Raw genomic sequence first — 24,551 nt, forward strand, 5'->3', positions numbered from 1 at the left:
ATGTTCAAGCGGTAACCGGTTCATTCTCTTGCGCCGGTTGCAGCGCGGCTTCTGCTGTTTTCTCCCGGGTCACACGAAAATGGCGACTAAGCAGAAAACCGATGATGCCGAGAAACAGAAACGTAGAGGTATGGTAAGTTCCCAGCAGCTCACTATAGAACTTGCCGATAAATGCGCGGTTCAAAATCAGCACCAGGAACACAAAAAGCCCGATGCCGACCTTGAGCGGCTTTGTAAAATGCTCCTGACTCATGGAAGAGCGGATCAGCAAATAGACACCCGGAAATATCCCCACGCAATGCTGTCCCCAGGTGACCGGCGAATATAACAGGATCAGGATCGACAGTACCGCACATTCCCAGAGAATGCGTTCATCCGAACGGTCGTCGTAATGCCTGCGGAACAGCCAGGCAATAAAAATCAGAAACACCAGCATACTCAGCGAGATGATCCGTCCTGCCGTCACCGGAGGCAGATTCAGAAAGTCCACATACAATGGCGTTTTCATCCGCCCTTCATGCTCTTTGGGGAAATGCATCAGGTAACGGGCAAGCGTGATTCGCAAAGACATATTCGCGATTGGAACCGGGCCGGCAATTCCTTTGGAAGGATCTTTTTCCTTAACACCGTGCATCACGTTAAATACCCAGTGCCGCACTGTGCGATCGTATTCGGCATACCCCAGTTTGAGCATGGGAGATAATGTAAAGCAGGCCGCTGCCAGGAAAGTCAACCCGGCCATCTTCCATTCCCGCTTGAGAATGAACCAGACCCAGAATAAGGAAGGCGTACATTTCAGCGCCATCGCGAATCCCAGAATCAAGCTCCCCTGCAGCTCCTTCTTTTCACGCCAGAGATAAACGGCCAGCCAGGCAGCAGCCACCAGTGCCAGATTCACACCGCATTCCAGCATGTCTCGAATCAGGTACCGGCTCGAGAGCAGAATCGCGACTGTGACCAACCAGAACAGTTCGTTTTTCCCCAACGGAAAATGCACTTCGCTCAAACGGTTCAAAACGCGAACGAGTACATACAGCGCTACAAAGAACAGGGGGTAGACCAGCAGGTACGCGGTCTCCATCGGAATCCATGCCAGTGTGGAATGGACGAAACCCCAGAACGGGGGATACGGGTAATTGATGTTGCGGGTATAAAGGAACTGACCAGTGGCGATGAAATGTCCCGAAGTCCAATGCAAGGGAAAATCACCGGGAGGGCGACGGGCAATTCGCAGGAACTGAATGACGGAGACAATCACAGCCAGTACGATAAACGCGGCACGCCAGATTTTGTTATGTCTGTCAAACAGATCTCTGATCAAATTCACCTCCTTGTTGAAGAATCGTCTTGCCCTGATCGAGTGATTTATATACTAATGCCCTTCCTCTCAGATAGAGGAGAAAATCGAATCTGCACAATGAGGAATTAGCCTCGTCGTTGCGATAAAAATCAGCTGACGGGTGTTCCCTATCAGGTGCAGAAATGAGCGACACTGAATATTTCCGATATTTTTAGCGCAATCAAATAAAAAGTTTGCATTAAAAATCACAGATTATAAACTGAGTGGAACATAACACCCTTCATTTATATTTCGAGTCAACATTTCTAAGAGGCAGATCATTTCAGTACATCTTTGATTCGCTCATCTCTCTGATGAGGGCATCAGTACGTCGTTCTGTCCTCGAACCTTTTCGATTCAGTGTGTACCGCTTCAAAATCACCCTCTTTTGTAGCGCATGCGCATGCAGTTTTGGAGATTCAATTCATAGCTGAGGCACGATTTAGCAGCTAAAAACGACAAACAATCCGACGACATTTCATACAGATATTCATACTTTATTCGGTTTTTTATGGAGAAATCGTCATGAAGAAGCTGGTGTCGATGTTTCATTCGTTGCTGATCGGTCCTGTTACCTTTTGTGTCGGAATGCTGGTCATTCTGTTCGCTTCTCTGATCGGAATTAACCGTCTGGTGGAGGTAGATGCCTCAGGCAGACCGCTGGTCAAGAGAAAGTGCGTGGCAGATCGGCATCCCATCACAACGGAAATGATCGAGCTCACTAAGGACCTGGGTTGGGATGAAAATCCCGCTAACCTTTCCAAGCTCAATCAACTGACCGATTTTCATAGGAGAATGGCTACCGAAACCGTCACCGAGACGGATTCGCTGTCACTCATCAAAAAAGTCGATTTCGATTAGTTTGACAGTTCTACGCACACATCATTTCATTTGCATCTCTTAGATGTACCAAATCAAATTACAGGCACTCTCTGCAGTTGAGTACTCTCAACCTGCGAGCCCGGTCCAGCTCAATCTCTCACGGGCATTCAGTGGGACCGGGGCTCAGTGTTTGTAAATTTTATGACGCGGACGATCTGACAGAATCTCTTCCTTACCCCAGTCGGTAACCGCACGAAAAGCATCGCTGTGGATAAAATCCTGGAATGCCTGTTCGTCGGACCATTCACTGGTAATCATGTAGGAAGCGTTGTCGCTCACATCCTGCCACAAGTGGGATGAGGTATGTCCCTCAGCCTGTTGCAGCGCCTGCTGAACACCGGCAAACTTCGCTTCGAACTCAGCCTGCTTACCATCAATCACCTGGTAGTTCATTCCCACTGTAATCATCGTTTCCTCCTGGTTTTGAATTGCGATTTTCTTTACATCGTATGGCAGGAGTCGTGGTACTACAACTGCGATTCAGTTGTTCCCAGAGACATCCGCACACAGCCATTCTGTGCTCTGATCAAGTTATCAGACTTCGTCTTGTAAACAGATCTTTTCTTTACAGAGACCTGAAATATAGATTCCTTTTAAAACAACTCTGACTAGAATAGCTCGTTGGATATACTTCACAAAACCTGCCAGACATTCAGGGAAGAGTTTCACTTCTGACTTCTGTCATTTCTCATTTCCTGAACTGCATCATTGCAGTCAAATAAGGGTCCGCTGAATGAGTCGCTTGAACTGGCATCAGGCCGTCTTGCAGAACATGATTGATGCCGTGATCGCTGTTGACCGTGATCAGCGAATCATGCTGCTCAACCCCGCTGCGGAACGACTGCTCGGACATGCGCTCCAGCAGATTCTGGGACAGAATTTCTTCGAAACATTTGCGTTCACAACCGCAGAATCCCGAGCTGAAATCCAAAACACTCTCGAAATGGTCCTGGTGACAGGCGAACACGCCGTAATTGCCAGCCAGGCTCCCCTCACCACAAAAGCAGGTTCCCCTCTGCAAATCAGTGGCAACATCAGTCCGATCTATGAGCATCCCGGCAGGATCATGGGAGCACTGCTGGTCCTGTACGATCCCGCCGCCGAAATGGAGCAGCACCTTTGTTCCGAAGACCTGCTCAGTTTTATTGAAAATGCGCCAATCGCAGTTGCCCTGTTCGACAATAGCATGCGCTATCTGGCTGCCAGTCGCCGCTGGATCGACGATTACAAACTCGATTGTGAAAGTCTCCTGGGCCGTTTGCATTATGAAGTCTTTCCCGAGACTCCCACTCATTGGAGAATTGCCCATCAGCAGGGGCTCTCCGGAGCAACACTCCGCGACGAAGAACTCTTCCTGCGGCATGATGGATCCGTGAAGTGGGATCGATGGATCCTCCTGCCCTGGTACGAGTCGCGAGATTCCATCGGCGGTATTATCGTCCTCACGGAAGACATCACCGACCGCAAACATCTGGAGCAGGAAAATCAGGATCTGCTCGAACAACTGGTGGCAGCACAGAAGATCGAATCCCTCGGCAGGCTCGCCGGTGGCATCGCCCACGACTTCAACAACATGCTGAGCGTAATCCAGGGCCACGTCGGACTGGCGCTGCTCGACATCGATTCGGACCACCCCATCCATCATCACCTGACAGAAATTCGCGATGCTGCAGAGCGTTCCACCGAATTGACTCAGCAACTTTTGAGCTTCAGCAGTCGCGAGGAATCCGAACCCCGGCTGATTGAACTCAATCAGTCGATTGAAGGTATGTTGCGCATATTGAAGCGCCTGATTGCTGAGGAAATCGAATTTGTCTGGGAACCGGAAGCGGACGGCTGTATCGTCAAAATGGATCCCTCCCAGATCGATCAGATCCTCGCAAACCTCTGCGTGAATGCCAGTGACGCCATTTCCGGAATTGGCACCATCACCCTGAAAACGGAGAACAGGGAATTCGATCACGAATTCTGTAAAGCACATCCGGACTACCTTCCCGGTCATTTTGTGATGCTTTCGGTATCCGATACCGGGCCCGGCATAGACCCGGCCACACAGGCTCGCATTTTTGAACCCTTCTTCACCACAAAGCCACAGGGAAAAGGAACCGGGCTCGGCCTGTCTACCGTCGCAGGAATTGTGAAACAGAACCAGGGCTTCGTCCGCGTGGAAAATCAGCCCGGCAGTGGCTCGACGTTTGAAATATTCCTCCCCTGTCGTCGCGATGGAAAACCGCTCCCTCTCCTCGAACGCGCTGTACGTGCTCCCGTCGGTACGAACGAAATGATCCTGTTGATCGATGACGAACCGATGCTCGCCAAAATCAGCCGGGAAATCCTGCTCTCGCTTGGCTATCGCGTGATCATCGCCACCAGTCCCCGGGACGCCATCCAGATGATGCTTGATTTTAAGGGAACTGTGAATCTGCTGATCACCGATGTGGTCATGCCCGAAATGAACGGCCAGGAACTTTATCACGCGTTGCAGAAACTCCAGCCGAATCTCAACGTACTGTATATGTCCGGCTACACCTTGCACATCATGGCCGAACAAGGCATCACCAGCGAAGAAAACTCCTTCCTCAAAAAACCATTCTCGCGCAACGAACTGGCCGTCAAAGTCAGACAGGTACTGCAAGGGGGCTGAGCGTAGCTGGAGTGATGTAACTCACACCGCATGCCTGAAATCAGAACAGCTTATGCAGACGCTTCGCGGCGTCAACCTCGATCTCAGCGTCATTCAGAACAGTCCAGGAATCACATTACCGGCCGTCGCGACCTGCACCACTTCGTTGGGCACACCCCGCGTAATCCGCAGTTCGCCCAGGTCGAACAGTGTGTGCATGATGCTGGTCACCAGGTCTTTCCGCTCAATCGGCTCGGTCTGCGGACCGCCGGCGTGTCGGTCTGACTGACCAATCACCTGCCCCATCTTGAGCCCGCCGCCACTCAGCATCAAAGGCGACAGGTTCCCCCAGTGATCGCGACCGCCGCGGCTGTTGAGTTTGGGAGTCCGTCCCATTTCGCCCGTGCAGACCAGCAGAATGTCATCGCTCAGGCCCCGCTCGTGCACGTCTTCCAGAAACGCAGAGACCGCGTGATCGAAGGGGACGCCCATGTAGTCCATCCCCTCAGCCACACCTGCATTGTTATTGTCCGCGTGCATATCCCACACAAAATTCGTGGTGATCGTCACGAACCCGCAACCCGCTTCGCACAGACGTCGCGCCATCAGTAGCAGTTTTCCTAATGACTGTGCGTTATCGATGTACCGCTGATAGTTCTTCCAGCGCTTGCTGATCGCTTCAGGACGAACCAGCGGCGCCGTATCGTAGCGGGCCACAACTCTTGGGTCTTCCTCTGACAAATCGAAGGCTTTGGAAACGCCCCCCAGGATCACATCAAACGCCTGTTGCTGCAACTCCGACGAAGCGGCAAACGTGTCACTCTTCTCAGCCGCCCAGCGGGCGCGATCCAGTTTCGCTAACAGCACGCGTCGATCGTCCAGGCGATTCTGCGGAATCGACAGCGTCATGTTCGACTGCATGTCTCCCCCGGCTCCGGGAACAAACGGTGCATACGCACTTCCCATCTGCCCGGGGGAATCGAATTTGCCGAACTTGGTAATCGCCGGCATCATCTTTTCATCAATAGCACGCGGATACAGCACCGCACTCGTGGGCATTCCGTTATCAGGATGATTCGCCCCCACCACACGGGAGTAAAGCGCACCCAGGTTGGCATCGAGCGTATCTTTATGCACGATCGGTTTGATGTCATGTCGACTGTCCCCCGAACGGTAAGAGCGGACAATCGACATCCGGTCGGCCTGTTGCGCCAGTTTCGGAAACGTCCCTCCGAACGTCACGCCGGGAATCTTCGTCGCCACCTCACCTGTCACGCTGTGAATGCCAGACGGCGCGGTCATCTTGGGGTCGAACGTCTCAATCTGGCTCGGACCGCCGTGCATGAACAGGAAGATCACCGACTTGTTCTTCAGCAGCGTTCCCGACCCCGCCGCCTGCGCCTGCAGCGACAGCAGACCAGGCAGGGTCAACCCACCCAGCGCCAGACCGCCCACGCGCAGGAATTCCCGCCGACCGTTTCGATGATTGTGATCACAGAATGAAAGCATGATTTTACCCGAGCCTAAGAAAATCGCCTGTTCTGAATATCGTCCAATATATCGACAAGCGTTGATGTAATCCAGACGAAAACCGGTCTGAAGCAAAATCGGGACTGTTAATCTGATCCCCGGTTTTCTTTCGGTTCCTCTGCCGGTTATGATGGGAAGGCTTCATACGTTTTGATTCTGAAAGTCTTATCGAAAGGGACCCCGGATGCGCTTGCTCCTGATGATCGCTCTTCTCTGTCTCGTCTCCACACCGCTCCAGGCGGCTCAGAAACCGAATATTCTGTTCATCGCCATCGACGATCAGAACGACTGGATCGGCTGCCTCAAAGGTCACCCCCAGATCAAGACCCCCAACATCGACAAAGTCGCCTCCCGCGGAACTCTGTTTACCAACGCCCACTGCCAGTCCCCCCTCTGTAATCCTTCGCGGACCAGCCTGATGACCGGCCTGCGACCCACGACCACCGGCATCTATGGACTGGCCCCCTGGTTCCGCAACGTCGATCGTTTCAAAGATCGCGTGTCGCTCCCCCAGTATCTGGAGCAAAACGGTTATAAAACTTACAGCACCGGCAAAATTTACCACGGCGGCTACGGTCGCAAGAAAACCGATAAAGAATTCAACGTCATCGGCCCCCCTGCCGGGGTCGGCGTGAAGCCTCCCAAAAAACTGGTCAACACCCCCAACCCGCATCCTCTCGTCGACTGGGGCACTTTCCCACACAAGGATGAAGACAAAGGCGACTGGAAGGTTGCCAGCTGGGCCGTGGATCAGTTGAACAAAAAACCGACCGAACCCTTCTTCCTCTCGGTTGGCTTCTTTCTGCCGCACGTCCCCTGCTACGCCACGCAGAAGTGGTTCGACCTCTACCCCGCGGACACTGTCCAGCTGCCTCCCGTGCTGGATGTCGACCGCAACGACACACCCCGCTTCTCCTGGTACCTGCACTGGAAACTTCCCGAGCCCCGGCTCAAGTTTCTCAAGGAAGCCAACGAGTGGCACAACCTGGTGCGGTCTTACCTCGCCTGCACCAGTTTCGTCGACAGCCAGGTCGGACGCGTCGTTGACGCACTCGAGAAAAACAACCTGGCCGAAAATACGATCATCGTGATCTGGTCCGATCACGGCTGGCACCTGGGTGAGAAACTGATCACTGGCAAGAACACGCTCTGGGAACGTTCGACCCGCGTCCCCCTCATCTTCGCCGGTCCGGGCATCACCGAAGGCGCCGTCTGCAGTAAGCCGGCCGAACTCCTGGATATCTATCCCACGCTGGTCGAACTCAGCAGCCTGCCTCCCCGTACCGACCTCGAGGGGCACTCGCTCGTCCCCCAGCTCAAGGACGCCAACACGCCCCGCAAGTGGCCCGCCATCACGTCCCATAACCGCAACAACACCACGGTCCGCACGGAAAATTATCGCTATATTCACTACGCTGACGGATCGGAAGAGTTTTATGACATGCAGCAGGATCCCGCGGAATGGAAAAATCTCATCGGCGATCCCAATTATGCAAAATTGATTGAAGAACATCGCACCTGGCTGCCCACGGTCAACGAAAAGCCCGCGCCCGGCAGCAAGCATCGCATCCTGCGGTACGAAAACGGTCAGGCAAACTGGGAAGAAGAAGACATCAAAAACGATGATCCGATTCCTGAGTTGTAAGCAGTTTTTCACAGCCGAAATTCATCCTGAATTTGTACAAATGATCGCAGACAATTTGAAACAGTTTTAACTTTCACTCATGTCCTGCCGGTTACAATTTCACTCAAAAAAATCTGCCATTTTTTTGGGCACCACCATTCAAGTTCTGTCTGAAAACTTGCCGAAGTATCCGTGTATAACAACGAACCTGGAAGTAAGTTGCCGGCGATGAACCCAAGACAGTTCGCAAGAACTGAGTAGTCGTCAGTGATGCTTATGACCAGACTAAGTGTTACCTAAACACAGGAGAAATCCTCAGGGGACTGGAAGCTTGGGCTTTCCAGTCCTCTTTTTTTATGCGCCGCCAACAGAGCCACATCACGCCACTCCTCCCTTCCACAAATCTTTCTCCTCCTGCATCCGACCAGGGAAACTTTTTCACCTGATCAAACTGAAAAGATTGAACTTGATCGACGGTTCGCAAAGCATAAAGTATTGCAATTGTGCTTCGCGCGCGAGGCGGACGATGCGTGCACTGGAACACCGCGAACCAGTGACACAGCAGCACCTGAATCGACGTCGAATTTTCCACCTTTTCACCGAAACATCCGGAACAGGTTCTGCATGTTCCGTAACATTTCAAATCATTTCGCAGCACACTCAGAGCATTTCGGAGCAAATTCAACATCAACTCACCCTCTTTCAAAGCGGAAGCACAGCACATTTCCTCTTGACCCCCTCACGCCGTTCTACAAAATGCATCCACATGACACACATTCAAATACATTGATTCAAGCGGCACGGTTTTAACCGTTGATGATGGCCATCTTATTTCCGTCGTAGGGGCGACCCTATGTGGTCGCCCGCCTGGCAGGTCACGAACCACTCACACGATTTCCCTGGCCTCTGAGAAAACTCTCAATACACCGGGTACGCCCACATGTAATTTGATCTGAGCACAGCGAGCCGGAAACGGTCAGTGTTGCGTTCAAAAAAAGAACATCACTCGAATCGAACAAGAAATTCGTTTCCTCGTCGACCCATTATCCACATCGGCACCAGTCAGGAGAGCTGAATCGACGGCAGCTGTCCGCAAAAGATCAGTGAGCGGACATCGATATACATAAACACTAACACAGTCATAGGTTCAGTCAAATCGGACAAAAACATCAGTTTACAAGTCTGAACTGAAAAGACTATAAATCCTGTCTCACAGGTTGGACTGTTAAACGGATTAAAATTCACCGATGCAACGACTGCAGAAACTGCCAGAGTATTACCAGCCGCGCGTCTATATCGTCGAGGATGACGAGGCGGTCAGGGACTCCTGCGCCATGCTGATCCAGAGCAGCGGATTGAGTGTGGAAGCCTTTTCCTCCGCCGAGGAGTTCTTGCGCAGCACCGCCGCCGATTCCTGTGGCTGCCTGCTCACCGATCTCCAGCTGACCGGCTGTAACGGACTGGATCTGTTAAAACAGATGAAGTCCGCCGGCTACCGTCTGCCCGCGATTCTGGTTTCAGGCTCCCTGGATCCAACCACCACCGGCTGCGCCGTCGAAGAAGGCGCGTTCGCAATCCTGGAGAAACCGTACCCGGTGCAATCACTGCAGGAAGCCGTGATCACCGCCATCGAAAATGATTCCCAACAGCGCACCTGTAAGTAAGCGACACAACCTCAGCGGGCAAACTCGCCCTTCACCGCAAACGCCAGCTGCCCATATTTCCCCTTGTCGTCGGTTTGCAGGTGCACCCATTCGGAAAACCGGCTCCGTTTCCCCTGCTGAATATCCGCGTCTTTCTGAACGGTCACAGTCACCTTGTACTGCCGCCCCTCTTCGACCGGTTCGATTTTCACTGATACATGCTTGCCGCTCGTTTCCGATCCTACAATCTGAAACGGCGCGTCTTTCCTGGTCGTCACCATAACAGTACCTACCGCCGCCTCTCCCTCAGTTTTGGGAATCACCAGCGGATGCGGATCGGTCGCAATCAGAGGCACCGCCTCACCGGTCACCTGCAGCTGCAACTCTCGCCGCTGCGGATCGTTCGTCTCGACGGTTACCGTATATGCATGCTGGCCTCGCTGCGAACCCAGCTTGTATTCAAACTCCAGCACCGTCGATTCGCCCGGCTGCAGCACCTGCTTTTCCACCTCCGGATAAATCTCATTCCGCGATGCCGTCAGCTTGCCCAGCCTGAGCGGCCCCTCCCCCCGGTTAGTCAGCTCAAATTGTGGATGAATCGTCGAGAACAGGTTTACGGTCCCAAAGTCGAAGGTCGCCGGTTTCACACTGACCTCCGGCGGATGGGCCAGCGTCTCTGCATCCAGGGGGGGCAGCCCGCTCTTCTCTTCCGCAGCCGCGGTTTGTGGACCTTCACTGGCATCATAGCTCAAAAAGGCAATCGCCGTCATTCCCGCAAACAGCGCCAGCATTATACTGAACGCCATCCGCACGGGCCGTTTCATCAGCCTGCCGCGGGACTCTGTCTGTTCCACCGCCGGCGTCGCCCTCGTTTCGGATTTCACCTCCAGCAACGTGTTCAGCGCCACAGCCAGCCAGTTGCATGCAACCTGGTGCTCAACTCCATAAGCACTGTCATTGACGGGAATCGTCTCCGCATCACGGGTCACCAGTACCACCTGCCAGTAGCTTCCCAGCACACCAAAGCGGGCATCAGCGTCATCGGCATGTTCCTGCACACGCACTTCGACAATCTCGTCAAACTCATACCGCCGCCGCGACCAGCTGAAAAAACCGATGTGCCCCGTGCGAACTTCCCGCCGTCGTGTATCGATGAAGATCCGATCCCACAGACCGATCGTCGCGAAAAGAAACACGCCCCCCGCCAGGCAGACCGGAACAATGGTCATTGCCAGAAACGCGAGGACGATCTGCAGCACATGGAACCCACCCACGCCCTGTTGAAAAGTCCCCCAGTACGCGGGCACATCACACAACAGTTGATACAGCAGAAACAACAGCGTCGCCACAGCCACAAGTACCACGGCATGAAACCGGTTCAAACAGTAAACCCCGGGGGACGTTTCAGACAACCCCGCGCGTTGCAGCACCTGTTGCGGATCATCCGTCGGTGGTAATGCACTCCCCTCCGCCGGAGGTTTCCCCTCCGGCCAGATTGCCGCCCGGGCCTCCTGGATCAGCTCCCGATACTGAGTCAGCTCTTTCGCATCGACCCTGGTTTCTCCCTTAGACAGATCCAGAAACTGTCCCTCTACGCAGAGCAGCACTTTACAGTGATAGCGGTCGCGGGAACGGGTTCCCAGGGCCTGACCACTTTCCACGAACAGATCCGTCACCGACGACAACGGAAACGTGAGTGACTTTCTGCCGAGCACCGAAATCCGTTTCCACCGCACCTCGCCGGCGGACAAATCGAACACCACGCTTGTGTAAGTTCCCACCCAGGCGAACGCGTACGCCAGCAGACTCATCGCAGCGAAAAAGAGCACCGTATCCTGGTAAGGCGACCAGTCGACCAGGTCTCTACTGGATTTTTTAATGAAATCCGCGGGCAGCAGCCAATCGTCGCTCAGTTGGAAAAACATCGCCCCCATGAAACCGATCACAGCCAGCGACACCAGCAGCGCGAGAGGAGAAAAATCGGTAATTCGGATTCGCTCGTTCGATTGTGAAACCTTGATCGACACAGAACTGCTCACAGACGGGAGTGCATAAAGTTGCTAAGTAACCAGCGCCCGGGCGAGAAGAAAGCAGACGTCCGAACCTGGTAACGGCTCTCTGCAGTATATCAACCCAACGGAGCCCCGCCAAAAAAGGATCACGCGAAGTCGCGCTATCTTCGTTTTCGAAAAAGAAAAATCGCAACACCCAAAAAACTCCAGAAGACACTGGGTGCCACCTGTCGGCTTGTTATTTAGACCGGACACATGGCACCCGGCAGTGCTGATCCCCCCAAAGGAATCATACCAGGAACTCCCGCATGGAATTCGGGGTGAACGCAGTGTACTGGAAACCGTCGGAGCAACGGCAGGCAAAATCTCTACCGCATCCGACTCGCCTGGTACAACTGCTTATGCCCCCGCGCTTCAAACTCCGCCACCATCTGCCGCGCCGCCGCTTCACTGAGCCCCTCAGCCATCACAAACCGGTTCCCATCATCCCCCTGCCGCCACACCGACCATTGGCCTGTGTCTAAAGCATCTCTGTTCTCTGTTTGATCGTCGTTCATTCTGGTCTTCTTAATTACAATGTTCGGTTATAGCCTGCAGCTATCTCCCAGCCCATCAGCGAGAACTTCTCTTCCACCTTTATGACACAGCAGAACCGATTCAGGATCCATTGTAATTTCCAGAGGAACTATTTTAGACTCATCATAGCCTGTCACACTTCAATTAATTTTCGTGTATTTCGTGCCTTTCGTGGTTCATCATTCCATCCATTCTCACCCTCACCTCCCGACCATGTTATAATCGAAACTGAATTCATCTACGCAAACTCATTCTCACACTCACACAAGGCACACCACATGAAGCTGCTCACTCTGGTTGTGGCGACCCTCCTTGCTCTGCCACCGCTCCACGCGGACGAACCTGCCCTTTACCCGCTCTGGGACGACACCCGGCCCCTGCCCGCCGCTGCAGATATTCCGGAACTCAAGAACGTCCGCTTTGAAGTCATCAAGAAATGGGACCAGCCCCGCGACGGCTACACCTTTCTGCACGGCGTCGGACTCTGCTGGCACAAGGGAAAACTCTACGCCTCCTTCGGACACAATAAAGGGAAAGAAAACACCGTCGGCGAAGAGGCCCAGTACCGCGTCAGCAGCGACGATGGTAAGACCTGGAGTGACCTCCAGCTGATCGACGCCGGCGACGAAGAGAACCTGGCGGTCAGTCACGGCGTCTTCCACTCACACCAGGGTAAGCTCTGGGCTTTTCAGGGCGCCTACTACAATCACATGCAGAAGATTCACACCCGCGCCTATTCGCTGGATGAAAAAACGGGCACCTGGAAAAAGCACGGTACGATCATCCAGAACGGATTCTGGCCCATGAATCAGCCAGTCCGGTTGCAGAACGGCAACTGGATCATGCCCGGCCTGACCGGCGGCCCCTACGCAGGGGATCGCGTCTTCCCCGCCGCCGTCGCCATCAGTCACGGTGACAACTTCACGAAATGGGACTACGTGCAGATCCCCGCTGCCAAAAACATCACCCGCATGTGGGGCGAATGTGCGCTCTGGCTCGATGGCCAGCGCGTGTTCAATCTCGCCCGCTACGGCGGTGGCACCCAGGCCCTGCTCGCCATCAGCGAAGACCAGGGACAGACCTGGTCCCCGTCCCGCGTGAGCAATCTGTCGATGGCCCCCTCCAAACCGGTCACCGGCGTCCTGAGTAACGGTCAACGCTACCTGGTCAGCAACAGTGCCCAAGGCATCGGCGGTCGGCGGTCCCCCCTGACCATCGCCGTCTCCCGTCCGGATGAAAACGTCTTCTCGAAAATCTACGTCATCCGGAGGTCGCTGCACCCCGATCAGCCCGGAGAATCCGCCAAACGACTGAGCCTTTCCTACCCCTGCGCCCTGGAACACAACGGCAAGCTGTATGTCGGCTACTCCAACAACGGCGGCCGCCGCGGCAACCTCAACAGCGCCGAACTCGCCGTGATTCCCATCGCAGAACTAACCACGGACTGACAGAACCTTTCGTGCATTTCGTGCATTTCGTGTCTTTCGTGGTTCTTCATTAATCAAGCATTGAATCACCCGATCAGTGTAACAAACCCGGAATATCCTCTCATTATTGACGACCCGCGTCCCGCAGACTACTTTATTAATAGTGTTAATGCTTCTCTCACCCGAAAAACCCCGGAGTGCAATACGCCATGTTCGAAAATGAAATCGCTCTCAACCAGCTGCAGATGAAACAATTCGAAACGATCATGGCCGATCTCCCGGAAGAGACGCTCTTCATGCCCGGACAGGGGCACGGCCATCCCCCCGCCTGGATCCTCGGCCACCTGGCCATCGTCGGGGAAATGGGACAGACCTTTCTCGGCGGCAAACTGACACACACTTTCTGGGTGCAGGCATTTGGCCCCGGCTCCACCGATGAAGTCCAGCCCGACGAAGGACTCAAACGAGACTCGCTGATCGCAGCCGTCCTCAGTGCCTACGAAACCCTCCGTTCGCTCGCCTCCCAGGCATCGCCCGCCGATCTCGAAAAGCCACACGGCATCGAACTCTTCGATGGCACTCCGGTCCAGACGGTCGGCCACGCGGTCGCGCTGCTCCTCACCAGCCACTTCGGCTTCCACCTCGCCCAGCTCTCCAGCTGTCGACGGGACCTCGGTCAGGGATATCTGTTCTAAATCCACAGCGAACGCAATTCCATTCTGCTCGACCTGGAATGTACGGGGACCCATGTTGAACGGTGGCCCTTGTTATCGAAACAGTGGTTACATAAAGAAAATTAGCCGCTGGGCGTTAGCCCCGGTTGAAACGACTTTGGTATTATCCCTCAGAATAATGCAACGCTACCTGCGCGAGAAATACGTTCTTTACACTTCGGAATTGCATGCCTCCCCGGCATAGTTTAGTCTGAAGGCACGCGCTGACACTCAGCTTCCCCCGCGGAGCAACATCATTCACACCGCATCCGAAACAGGGCTATCCACCATGATTCACCGCGCTGCTACCTTACTGCTGACTTGCGCACTGCTGACAGGCATGCACTGCACCACAGACAGCCTCTCTGCTGCAGAGCCGGCGACCATCGTCACCTTCGGCGATTCCACCACCGCCACCCGTGGTCCGCTGGTCGTTTATTCCATGATCCTCGCCAAGGAACTGCCGCAGCAGGGGCTTCCCGTCAAAGTGATCAATGCGGGCATCGGCGGCAACACCACGCAGAACGCCATCGCCCGGTTCGAGAAAGATGTGCTGGCTAAACAGCCCGATCTGGTCGTCATTCAGTTTGGCATCAACGATTCCGCCGTCGATGTCTGGAAAGATCCCCCCGCGAAAGCCTCGCGCGTTTCACAGAAACAGTACGAGGCCAACCTCCGTTCCCTCATCGATCAGTTGCAGCAACGTGATATCAAGGTCATTCTCATGACCTCGAATTCACTCCGCTGGATCCCGCGTATCAAAAAACTGTATGGCAAGCCGCCCTACGATCCCGATGATCCCCAGGGCTTCAACCTGTTTCTGAAAGACTACGCCCAGTCAGTCCGTGAGATCGCCCGCGAGAAACAGGTCCCGCTGGTTGACATCTACGCCGCCTTTGAAGAGTTCGACAAGCAACCCGATCAGTCGACCGACGACCTGCTGCTCGACGGCATGCATCCCAATACCGCCGGCCAGCGGAAAGTCGCCGATCTGCTGATTCCCCAGATCAAAAAAATACTCGCAGCACCGCAGAAATAATCACCCGCCGGGCTCTCTTATGAAATCCCCTGTGTTGAGTCGATTTTTTCTGCAAGACGCTGTATGGTAGAAACCACCAGGCCCCAACGCTCGTGAATGCCTGCAGTATAAACCTATCTTCTTCCCAGGCCACAATGCTACCAGGGTGAGATCCTTATGCAGACACTGTCGTTCCTCGATTACGCCGTCATCTTCGCCTATCTGATCGGAACGCTGGGGCTGGGACTCTACATCGGCTCCAAGATTAAAACCGGTTCAGATTACTTTCTCGCCGGTCGTCGCCTCCCCTGGTGGGCTATCGGCATGTCACTTGTCGCGACCGACATCGGTGCCGTCGACATCATCGGCACCGGAGGCGCTGCCTTCTCGCATGGCCTGGCTGTCGGTAACTTCGAATGGATCGGCTGCGTTCCCGCAATGATCATCGGGGCATTCGTGTTCATTCCCTTTTTCTGGCGGAGCGGCGTAACCACGATTCCCGAATACATGGAGCGGCGGTTTAACGTCTCCGTCCGTTCCGCGCTGGCCCTCTGCTGGATCATCTTCATGGCCTGCAATCTGGGCATCATGCTCCTCGCCTCTGCGAAAATGATGAGCCTGCACCTGGGCATGAGCGTTAACGCCTGCATCTATCTCACCGCGGTCCTCGTCGGCATCTATACCATCTCCGGCGGACTCGCCGCCGTGGTCTACACCGACATGATTCAGTGCATCATCATGATCGGCGGTTGCCTGCTGGTCCTGGTGATCGGCATCATCGATGTCGGCGGTATCGACGAATTTCAGGCCAAGATCAGAGAACGGGAACTCGCCCAGAAAATGGAACCCGTGGATGGCGCGGCAAGGGAACAGGCTCCTGAAACAGAAGAGGAGGACCTGCTGCACACCTCGCTGATCCTGCCCGCCGATGCAGACACCCCCTTCCCCTGGACCGGGATCTTCTTCGGCCTGGCTCTGATTCTGAGCCCCGCTTACTGGATCGGTAACCAGGCCATCGTGCAGCGTTCGTTAGGGGCGGCCAGTGAATTCGAAGCCAAGGCCGCGTATGTCTGGGGAGCCCTGCTTAAAAACCTGGTCCCCGTGGTCGTCGCGGTGCCCGGCCTGATCGCCTTTATCAAATTCCCCGAACTGACCGATGGAGACCAGGCCTTCCCCGAACTGATTTCGCATCTGCTGCCCGTCGGTCTCAAAGGGCTGTTCCTCGCCGCGTTCCTGGCGGCGCTGATGTCCAGCATCGACTCGTATCTCAACTCTGCCTCGACCATCGTCTCCAACGACTTTTACAAACGCTTTTATCGCCGGGACGCCAGCGATGTCTCCCTGCTCATGGTAGGTCGCGTGGTCACGTTTCTGCTCGTGATCTGGGCCGTCGGCTTTTCCTTCTTCCTGATGAATCGCAGCGAAGGCATCTACACCATTTTCCAGACGCTGATGGCCTTCTTCCAGGGACCCGCGTTCGCCCTGCTGATCACCGGCCTGCTCTGGAGACGGGCGACCGGCGTCGCCGCCCTGACCGGATTCCTCGTCGGCGTCTGCTTCTCGATCACTCTGTTCGCCCTGAATCAGCCCGACGTCTACACCGCCCTGGGCCTCGAGCCCCTGTTCCAGATCTCCGAACCGTTCCTCTACTTTTCGATCTGGGCGTTTGTCGTTTCATTCTCGCTGATTGTAATCATCAGCCTGTGTACCAAACCCGAGCCCAAAGAAAAAATCGACGGCCTGGTCTTCAGTCTCCAGCCCCGCAGAGGTGAAGCATGACCCCACTGCATCACATTGGAAATTTCGTCCGCGATCTTGTCGTCCAGATTCCCCTCTGGTGCGTACGGGCCCTCTTTGTCGGCACATTGATCGCCGTCCTGGTCTGGGTCCTGAGTCTCCCCCGCGAAAACACAACCCCGGAAAACGCCACCCACTGGTACCAGAACCTCAAAGTCTGGGCCGGCCTTGCATTGACGATTCAAATCGTGATCTACAGTTTGTTCTGATAGAGTCACGAACTGTGATCGAGAGGTAGGGGCGAACCCATGTGTTCGCCCGCCTGGCGGAGAACAAACTCATTCACGCTCACAAGGGATCCAGATACATCCCTAAAAAACAAGGGGTGGGCCCGAATAAAATTCGGGCCGAGCGCAGCGAGCAGGAAACTGACAGTCTTGCGTTTATTAAACCAGAAACCTGTCTTAGCACTCAGCTCAAACTTATTTAGGAACGATGAAAATCACTTTACACGTTTGAACTGTCTATTTCCTGTTGTCTTCGACAATCCCGAATTACATTCGGGACCACCCAGGGATAGCTAATCATACGTAAGGGGTCACACACGGTTTGAGAACAACACGCAACCCCGATTACTCCACACGAGCCTGTCGCCGGGAATACAACAGAAAGCTGATCAAGGGCACCACGATCAGCAGAGCCAGCACGATCAGCTTGGAAATGATCCAGTGAGAACCATCCATCAGTTTTTCAAATGCCGTCTGCTTGACGTAATAGTTTTCTTCCACCAGCAGATCTGAAACATGGTAACCGACCGGAATATCCAGGACGAAGATCGCTTCATCGATCCCCCCCTGTGATACCTCGGTGACGTTGATCTCCAGACCCAGTTTCACCAGGCCCTGCTTGTCTGGATCGTCAGCTGGTCCGTAATAATCCTTGCGCCGAATCCGTTGCGGAATCCAGAAGTCTGTGGAGGGATCCACGAGGCGATAGCTGAGTACCCGCGTTTCCACGGGGTGCGGCTCACCCGGACCAGACGTCATCTCACGTTTGTGAACGTATTCACCATGGTCCAACGAAATCCAGATATCATCGCCCGGCTTCTGCAGATGCACGCATCGCTCACCGTCAATCTCTTCGATTCCCACGACGTGGTAGTCTCCCCTCGCAAAGCACTCCGGAACGGTCGGCTCCTGTGTGAATGGCACTCCATCACGATAGAACTGGTGTCCCTCAGCCATGTGGAGATACTTGTAATAGTCTGAATGGCCAGACGAAAAGAAGAATCGCGCCGGGTAGATGGTCGCTTTTTGACTCTGCTGATCCAGGGCAACGGTCCGGTGATGCAGGAAATCGTAAACGGATGTCCGATGAAAAAGCGAACCGTCTTCCACGTTCACGCCCGTCACATCGATATACAGTTCAGGCCACCTGATGACATTGCAGATCGTGGCGTTCCCGGACAATCCAAATTCGAACTCCGGATTTGCAAAGGCACCCAACGTATACGTCAGCGAAAGCCCCTGCGAATCCCGCAGCAGCCTGTCCTTCGTATCCTGAATCCGCCGGGTGATCGAATCAATCGTGAGCGCTTCTGTCTCTCCTCTTTCATCACACCAGCCCCGACTGACGCTGCAGAGAAAAACCACCACGAAACACAGACCCCGCTTCACAAATTTCGAGCAACCACGATAAAACATTCTCTTCCGCTTCCTGTTACAGGAATCTCAAGTAGGGGCGACCCTGTGTGGTCGCCAGCCTGGCAGTACGCAAATCCAACTCACTCTCACAACGGGCAAGGCAAACATCATCGAATCAGAGGGTGGGCCCGAATAAAATTCGGGCCGAGCGCAGCGAGCAGGAGGTCTCAGCTCACGCTGACATTCCACAACAGAGCATCGAACCAATGTCTAACAAGCTCACCCCCGCAAAATCGAACCAATCGGCGTTGCCCCATGGTCAGCCAATGGAATCGGGCGGCCGATGTTCGACATGTTCTGCTTCTCCGGATCGAGGCCCAGTGCTTTACAGATCGTGGCCATCAGATCGGGAACAGTGACTGGCTGATCGGTCACTTTCATCCCATCCTCGCTGGTCTTGCCGACCACCTGTCCGCCGCGAATCCCACCACCGCCGATCACTGTCGACCAGGCTGCGGGAAAATGATCGCGACCCGTGTTCTGGTTAATCTTCGGCGTACGACCGAATTCACCCATCCACACTACCAGCGTCGAATCCAAGAGCCCCCGTTGTTCCAGGTCACTCATTAACGTTCCCCAGCCCGGGTCGAGCACTTCGCTCAGACTCTTGACGGCTTCGAAATTATCCTGATGCGTGTCCCAGCCGAACGCGTTCGAACCCTGCACCCCGTTGAGCGAAACCTCGACAAAGGGAACTCCCTGTTCGACGAGCCGCCGGGCGAGCAGACATCCCTGGCCAAACCGGTTCCGACCGTAGGCGTCCCGCAACGCGTCCGGCTCCTGGTCCAGTTGAAACGCTTCGATCGCCTTGGAACGCATCATTCGCACTGCCGCGGCATACGCACTCCGATGACTGCTGGTCGGCACTCCCGGGTGGGTTGCCTGAAAGTCGTCTTCCAGGTCTTTGAGAATCGAGAGCCGGGCATCCGCCTGCTTCCGGTTGATTCCCTGCGGCAGTTCCAGATTTTTCACTTTCAGAGCCGCATCCAGATTCATCTCATCGTTCTGCACGAAGCCCGCCCCTTCACCGACGACCAGCGGCGCATACTGGGGCCCGAGAAAACCGGGTCCGTACGCGTTGGGGCTCAACGTTTTGTTCGGGGCGATACTCACAAAGTTCGGCAGCTCGGATTCATCACGCCCCAGCTCTTTACTCAACAGCGAACCGATGGCCGGATAACTCAGCGGACCCGAGGGTAGATAACCGGTGCGTAATAAATATGTCGCCCGCGAATGATCGCCCTCTTTGGTACTCATGGAGCGAATCGGAACCAGGTGCTGCATCGCCTTCGCCAGCTGAGGCAGATGCTCCGAAATCTGAATCCCGGGGACAGAAGTGTCGATCGGTTTGAACGGACCGCCGTTCTCATGGTCCGGCTTCAGATCGAAAGTATCACACTGACTGGGCCCGCCCGACATCCAGAGCAGAATACACGAACGTTTGCGCTGCGGATTCTGCGCCGTCTCTGCTGCCAACCGTCTCATCCAGCCGGACATTCCGGTCCCCAGCACACCCAGGGCCGAGAGACGCATGAAATCGCGCCGGGAGATGCTGCCGAATCGCTGTCTGTCTTTACCTGTCATGCGCGCAACCTCTGATAATTTCGTGTTCCACTTCATTTTAGCCGTTTTTCTGAAACAAATGCGAGACTTTTCCGGTAAGAACCGGCAGCCCCCCGGTTCGTTTTTTTGTTTCGAAACACTGCCCCTGTCTGGTAAGATTCGTGAAACGGTTCTTTTTATTTATCAATTCCGCGATCAGGTCCGATTTTATGTCGATGGTTTCCAGCGTGCGAACTCTGTCTCTCTGTGCTTTACTGCTCTTAGTCCCTGTCAGCAAACCGGTTAACGCTGCTGAAAAGCCCGTGGCACTCTATCAGCAACAGAAAAATGTCGTCTACGCGGAATTGCACGGCGTGGGACTGTTGATGGATATCTTCACCCCCACCGGCAAGTCCAACGGCCTGGCGATTGTCGATGTGGTTTCCGGCGCGTATCACTCAGACCGGGGCAAACTCCGCGATCACGAGCGGGCGCAGATGTTCGACATCTTCTGTAGTCGTGGCTACACCATTTTCGCCATCCGACCTGGATCCATCGACAAATTCAACGGACCCGAAATGCTCGAGAATGTGAACCGCGGCATCCTCTGGGTCAAAGCCCATGCCGGCGAATATAAGATCGACCCGGATCGCCTGGCCCTGCTGGGTGCTTCCGCGGGTGGCCACCTCGCCTGCATGGCGGCCGTCTCCGCTGCCGAGCCCACTGCCAAAACCCGCGTCAAAGCCGTCGCCGTCTTCTTTCCCCCCACCGACCTGATGAATTACGGCGGTCTGAAACTCGACATCACCGGCAGCGATCGCCTCTCGCAAGCCATCCGCCAACTGATCACCCCCAAAGGAGCGGAGACCATCGACGAACAGAAGCTGGACGAGCTCCGCACCTCGTTCTCCCCCGCCCGCCTGGTTCAGCCCGGCCTGCCTCCGTTCCTGCTGATTCACGGCACCGCCGACTTCACCGTTCCCATCCAACAGTCACGCACCATGGTCGCAGCACTGGAAAAAGCGAACGTCCCCGTCACGCTGATCGTCAAACAGGGAGGCGGCCACCCCTGGCCCACCATCCACGAAGAAGTCGCCAAAATGGCCGACTGGATTGACGGGCAGTTGCAGTAATTATTTCCAATATTTGAAGGGAACCTTTTCTGCAGAATGATTGTCATAAAAAAACGTCGATATGATTTCAACCAATTATATTTTTAGGACGTTCATCTTGTTGAGAGATGTCTAACTGAATTGTGTCATTGATCACGTATATCAGACCTAACCAGGATAATTAGATGAGTATTTTACACAATGCAATTCAAGCAATGGAGTGTGGAATTGAAGACTACGGAGTAGGTACTGATTCCCGCCTTAAGTCAGCTATTAGAAATGTACATGCCGGTGTTTTGCTACTTTTCAAAGAAAAATTATCTCGGTTATCCCCTGAAGGAACTGACGATGTATTACTTAAACAACATGTCCGACCAGCATTTGATGGAAACAAGATAATTTGGAAAGGTCGAGGCAAAAAAACCGTTGACTTCCAATCCATCAAAAATCGATTTAAAGATTTAAATATTCTCGTTGACTGGACTAATTTTGATTCTATCAACTCGATCAGGAATGAAATCGAACATTACTATACAACTGCAAACAAGCATACTATCGAAGAAGCAATTGTAAAGTCATTTGTTCTTGCTTCAGATTTTTTAGAGAAACATTTAGGCCTTGATGCAAAGTCTCACTTTTCACAGGACACATGGAATGTTTTTATTGAAGTCAAAGCTGTTTATGACAAAGAGAAGGAGAGATGTATTCACTCACATGCTAATCTTGAAACATCATCTAATTTCATTTGTGAATTTGTAGATACCTTTTCTTGTGACAACTGCGGTTCAGATCTGATATGCATTACTGAATATAGCTCAGGAGAATGTCGAGCATGTAGTAAATCTTGGAATCGTGAAGATTTGATTGTCAGAATTGCTGAGAAAGGCTCATGGATCACAAGCACAATTGGTGATGAAAATGATCCTACAGTTATCAATTGTCCAAATTGCGGAGAGTTTGCTTTTTCTACCGATGAGATGATTTGTGGATGCTGTGGTGATAGTCAACAACCGGACTGCGAACGTTGTGGTACAAGAATTCCTGTAGAAGAATTAGATGGTTCTCAATATTGTGGATATTGCAACTATCAAATGTCCAAATATGAATAAATAGAACGAGCTGAGCGCAGCGAGCAGGAAACTGACTGTGTTGCCTTCATTCGAGAACACGTCTGTCTTTGCTCTTCTCTCATCACAAACTAAAATCGCAATGAGCAATATCACTTCGCGCGTTTGACCTGTCAGTTTCCTGTTGCCTGCGGCAATCCCGAATTACATTCGGGACCACCCGGAGATTGCTCGTTTGAAATAAAAATATTCCATCTGGAAACAGTTTTGTGTGCCATCTGTCGTCTTGCCCGACAGTGTGAGATACGGGCATCTACCAACCACCCGGCGGAATGCTGAGCTGATCTCGTTACGGAATCAGAACCGCAGCGTCGTCTGCACGTAGAACTGAGTTGCGGTATTCCGTGGCGGAATGTTGGTCCCGACGAAGTCGCCATACCAGAACCAGGAGTAGCCGGCCTGAATATTGAAGTTCGGGTTGAACTTGTAGATGGCGATCAGGTCAAGTTCCTGTCCGATGTCGCGGCTGCCTCCCAGCGTTCCCACCGGGGCACCGGCGACGTTATACAGGTAGTCGTTGCTGGTGGCCTTTTCGAACCAGTGGAACGCACTGACCAGGCTTACCTTCTTCGCCGGCTTCGCATTCAGTTGCAGACTCCAGTCAAACAGGTTCTGACCGGACAGGTTGTCGATGATCCCCCCAGTAGGCGTGGCCGAGCGGGTAGAGCGTGTTGAACGTATTGTTCGTGCTTCCGTTGGGATCGTGGTTCCCTGAACCGTAGTAGAACAGACCACTCAAACGGGGCTGCCAGGGAACCGTGGTCCAGGTGTGACCCAGTACGGCGGTCCAGAACCCTGCCGATACACGCTTGCTGTCATCATTCCCGAACTGATAAGCACCTTCGGTTTCAAAGTCCCAGATGCGGGTAACCTGGCAGCATTCGTTCTGAACTTCCCAGGAGTTTTTATAACGTCCCCCCAGGGTATGACGTGAACCATCGGGACGGTTCGGCGTGTTGGTTTCATCACGCAGCCAGAGATAATACAGGTCGATCAGCTCAGGACCTGCGTCCAGAAATGTCATGTAGATACCGCTGAACGTCACCGAGGTATCCGGCTTATCCCGGCCGTTATCATAACGGGAAAGCGGTCGATTACCGGCTGCTGCGTTAACGGGGTTGGTGATGAAGGCATCGAAGTGTACCGAATCGGTATGGTGAAAGTATTTGAAGCCTTCAAAGTTCCGGCGGGTATTCGACCAGTCCAGTGGTGAGATCAGGTGCTGTGAACCGTACAACATTTCCTGTCGACCATAGCGGAACCAGCCAGGCGCCCCATCCCATTCATGCAGTTTGACATCAACAAACGCGTTCTGCACATTCCAGCGGTTAATATCAATCGGCGTAGGAGGCAGATCGTTATCGAAGATCGAAGCATCAATGCCTTCAAAATAGACGCGGACAAAATCGCTGATATGCAGATCGAAATACTGACGCCAGCGCCACAGATTATAATCGGTATTGATGGGTCCGCCGGGACGCAGTCGGTTTTGTTCGTGCATCCAGCGGTGCCGTAGTTCGCCACCCACCGACAGAGTGTAAGGCGAACATTCATCGCCCAGCGGCATCTCCTTCAACCGCTCTCCCAACAGCCAGGGATGGTTGGGATTACTGAGGTAGCTGCCAAACGTATTGTCGTAGAACAGAGGCTTATACGGATCGGCGGGCGGTTTTACCGGTGAGGGATCGTCGAAGATGATCTGGTCTTCCGACTCCTCAGTTTCATTCAGGGTCTCCGGTTGCGGATTCTGTTCTGACTCAATTGGGTCTGCGCCAGGCTGAAACACTTCCGCGACGGGTGTCAGTTGAGCCTCTTCACCTGCAGTCTCAGACTGTGCTGCAGGCGCGGGGGGAACAATGGATCCCAGATTTTCCGCTTTGAGTTCGGCAGCCGTCAAAGAGGAGAGTACACAACCAACTGATAAGAGAGAGCGTAAACGCATC

At 53.8% G+C, this 24,551-nt stretch carries 20 protein-coding genes; 11 read left to right on the forward strand and 9 right to left on the reverse strand.

Going from position 1 to position 24,551, the window contains the following annotated elements:
• Nucleotides 1-4: 4 nt before the first annotated feature.
• On the reverse strand, nucleotides 5-1,321 hold the full coding sequence (locus F1728_RS13830; RefSeq protein ID WP_194242815.1) for a glycosyltransferase family 87 protein: 1,317 nt from the start codon (nucleotides 1,319-1,321) through the stop codon (nucleotides 5-7).
• Nucleotides 1,322-1,864: 543 nt separating this feature from the next.
• On the opposite strand from F1728_RS13830, the gene F1728_RS13835 reads away from it, so the two are divergent.
• Nucleotides 1,865-2,200, forward strand: coding sequence for a hypothetical protein (locus F1728_RS13835; RefSeq protein ID WP_155364603.1), 336 nt, complete (start codon nucleotides 1,865-1,867; stop codon nucleotides 2,198-2,200).
• A 144-nt stretch (nucleotides 2,201-2,344) separates the two neighbouring features.
• Here the strand turns inward: F1728_RS13835 and F1728_RS13840 are convergent, their stop codons facing one another.
• Complete coding sequence (locus tag F1728_RS13840) at nucleotides 2,345-2,629, reverse strand: antibiotic biosynthesis monooxygenase family protein (RefSeq protein ID WP_155364604.1); 285 nt, start codon at nucleotides 2,627-2,629, stop codon at nucleotides 2,345-2,347.
• Between the two features lie 325 nt (nucleotides 2,630-2,954).
• Here F1728_RS13840 and F1728_RS13845 point away from each other — a divergent pair, with 325 nt between their 5' ends.
• Nucleotides 2,955-4,865, forward strand: coding sequence for a hybrid sensor histidine kinase/response regulator (locus tag F1728_RS13845; RefSeq protein WP_155364605.1), 1,911 nt, complete (start codon nucleotides 2,955-2,957; stop codon nucleotides 4,863-4,865).
• 93 nt (nucleotides 4,866-4,958) lie between these two features.
• Here the strand turns inward: F1728_RS13845 and F1728_RS13850 are convergent, their stop codons facing one another.
• A complete protein-coding gene (locus F1728_RS13850; RefSeq protein ID WP_155364606.1) occupies nucleotides 4,959-6,353 on the reverse strand; it encodes a DUF1501 domain-containing protein in 1,395 nt (464 codons plus the stop codon).
• 205 nt (nucleotides 6,354-6,558) lie between these two features.
• On the opposite strand from F1728_RS13850, the gene F1728_RS13855 reads away from it, so the two are divergent.
• On the forward strand, nucleotides 6,559-8,019 hold the full coding sequence (locus F1728_RS13855; RefSeq protein WP_155364607.1) for a sulfatase: 1,461 nt from the start codon (nucleotides 6,559-6,561) through the stop codon (nucleotides 8,017-8,019).
• Nucleotides 8,020-9,245: 1,226 nt separating this feature from the next.
• A complete protein-coding gene (locus tag F1728_RS13860) occupies nucleotides 9,246-9,662 on the forward strand; it encodes a response regulator transcription factor (protein WP_155364608.1) in 417 nt (138 codons plus the stop codon).
• 11 nt (nucleotides 9,663-9,673) lie between these two features.
• On the opposite strand, the gene F1728_RS13865 is transcribed toward F1728_RS13860, so the two are convergent.
• Together F1728_RS13865 and F1728_RS13870 are read right to left on the reverse strand one after the other, a co-directional pair.
• Nucleotides 9,674-11,668 carry a DUF1573 domain-containing protein gene (locus F1728_RS13865; protein ID WP_155364609.1) on the reverse strand — a complete coding sequence of 665 codons (1,995 nt, stop codon included), beginning with the start codon at nucleotides 11,666-11,668 and terminating at the stop codon, nucleotides 9,674-9,676.
• Nucleotides 11,669-12,021: 353 nt separating this feature from the next.
• The gene (locus F1728_RS13870) at nucleotides 12,022-12,210 is read right to left on the reverse strand and encodes a hypothetical protein (RefSeq protein WP_155364610.1); all 189 of its coding nucleotides are present in this window, start codon (nucleotides 12,208-12,210) and stop codon (nucleotides 12,022-12,024) included.
• A 297-nt stretch (nucleotides 12,211-12,507) separates the two neighbouring features.
• Here F1728_RS13870 and F1728_RS13875 point away from each other — a divergent pair, with 297 nt between their 5' ends.
• The 5 genes from F1728_RS13875 to F1728_RS13895 all read left to right on the forward strand — a co-directional run bounded on the left by F1728_RS13875 (nucleotide 12,508) and on the right by F1728_RS13895 (nucleotide 17,393).
• Entirely contained in the window at nucleotides 12,508-13,677 is a 1,170-nt protein-coding gene (locus tag F1728_RS13875) for a sialidase family protein (protein ID WP_228030744.1), read from the forward strand.
• 188 nt (nucleotides 13,678-13,865) lie between these two features.
• A complete protein-coding gene (locus tag F1728_RS13880; protein WP_155364612.1) occupies nucleotides 13,866-14,351 on the forward strand; it encodes a DinB family protein in 486 nt (161 codons plus the stop codon).
• 307 nt (nucleotides 14,352-14,658) lie between these two features.
• On the forward strand, nucleotides 14,659-15,408 hold the full coding sequence (locus F1728_RS13885) for an SGNH/GDSL hydrolase family protein (protein WP_155364613.1): 750 nt from the start codon (nucleotides 14,659-14,661) through the stop codon (nucleotides 15,406-15,408).
• 156 nt (nucleotides 15,409-15,564) lie between these two features.
• Nucleotides 15,565-17,166, forward strand: a complete 1,602-nt coding sequence (locus tag F1728_RS13890; RefSeq protein ID WP_155364614.1) for an SLC5 family protein — start codon at nucleotides 15,565-15,567, stop codon at nucleotides 17,164-17,166.
• The gene (locus tag F1728_RS13895; protein ID WP_155364615.1) at nucleotides 17,163-17,393 is read left to right on the forward strand and encodes a hypothetical protein; all 231 of its coding nucleotides are present in this window, start codon (nucleotides 17,163-17,165) and stop codon (nucleotides 17,391-17,393) included. The genes F1728_RS13890 and F1728_RS13895 overlap by 4 nt, the downstream gene beginning before the upstream one ends.
• Nucleotides 17,394-17,756: 363 nt before the next feature.
• Here F1728_RS13895 and F1728_RS13900 read toward each other — a convergent pair whose 3' ends face one another.
• Entirely contained in the window at nucleotides 17,757-18,827 is a 1,071-nt protein-coding gene (locus F1728_RS13900) for a hypothetical protein (RefSeq protein ID WP_155364616.1), read from the reverse strand.
• A 219-nt stretch (nucleotides 18,828-19,046) separates the two neighbouring features.
• Entirely contained in the window at nucleotides 19,047-20,411 is a 1,365-nt protein-coding gene (locus F1728_RS13905) for a DUF1501 domain-containing protein (RefSeq protein ID WP_155364617.1), read from the reverse strand.
• Between the two features lie 188 nt (nucleotides 20,412-20,599).
• Here F1728_RS13905 and F1728_RS13910 point away from each other — a divergent pair, with 188 nt between their 5' ends.
• The gene (locus F1728_RS13910; RefSeq protein ID WP_155364618.1) at nucleotides 20,600-21,502 is read left to right on the forward strand and encodes a prolyl oligopeptidase family serine peptidase; all 903 of its coding nucleotides are present in this window, start codon (nucleotides 20,600-20,602) and stop codon (nucleotides 21,500-21,502) included.
• A 164-nt stretch (nucleotides 21,503-21,666) separates the two neighbouring features.
• Nucleotides 21,667-22,590, forward strand: a complete 924-nt coding sequence (locus F1728_RS13915) for a hypothetical protein (RefSeq protein ID WP_155364619.1) — start codon at nucleotides 21,667-21,669, stop codon at nucleotides 22,588-22,590.
• Between the two features lie 315 nt (nucleotides 22,591-22,905).
• Here F1728_RS13915 and F1728_RS32205 read toward each other — a convergent pair whose 3' ends face one another.
• Entirely contained in the window at nucleotides 22,906-23,310 is a 405-nt protein-coding gene (locus F1728_RS32205; protein WP_261344553.1) for an alginate export family protein, read from the reverse strand.
• Entirely contained in the window at nucleotides 23,210-24,550 is a 1,341-nt protein-coding gene (locus F1728_RS32210; protein WP_194242816.1) for an alginate export family protein, read from the reverse strand. Before F1728_RS32210 ends, F1728_RS32205 begins: the two co-directional genes overlap by 101 nt.
• Nucleotide 24,551: the final 1 nt, after the last annotated feature.

The sequence above is a fragment of the Gimesia benthica genome (genome assembly GCF_009720525.1).
Lineage (GTDB): Bacteria > Planctomycetota > Planctomycetia > Planctomycetales > Planctomycetaceae > Gimesia > Gimesia benthica.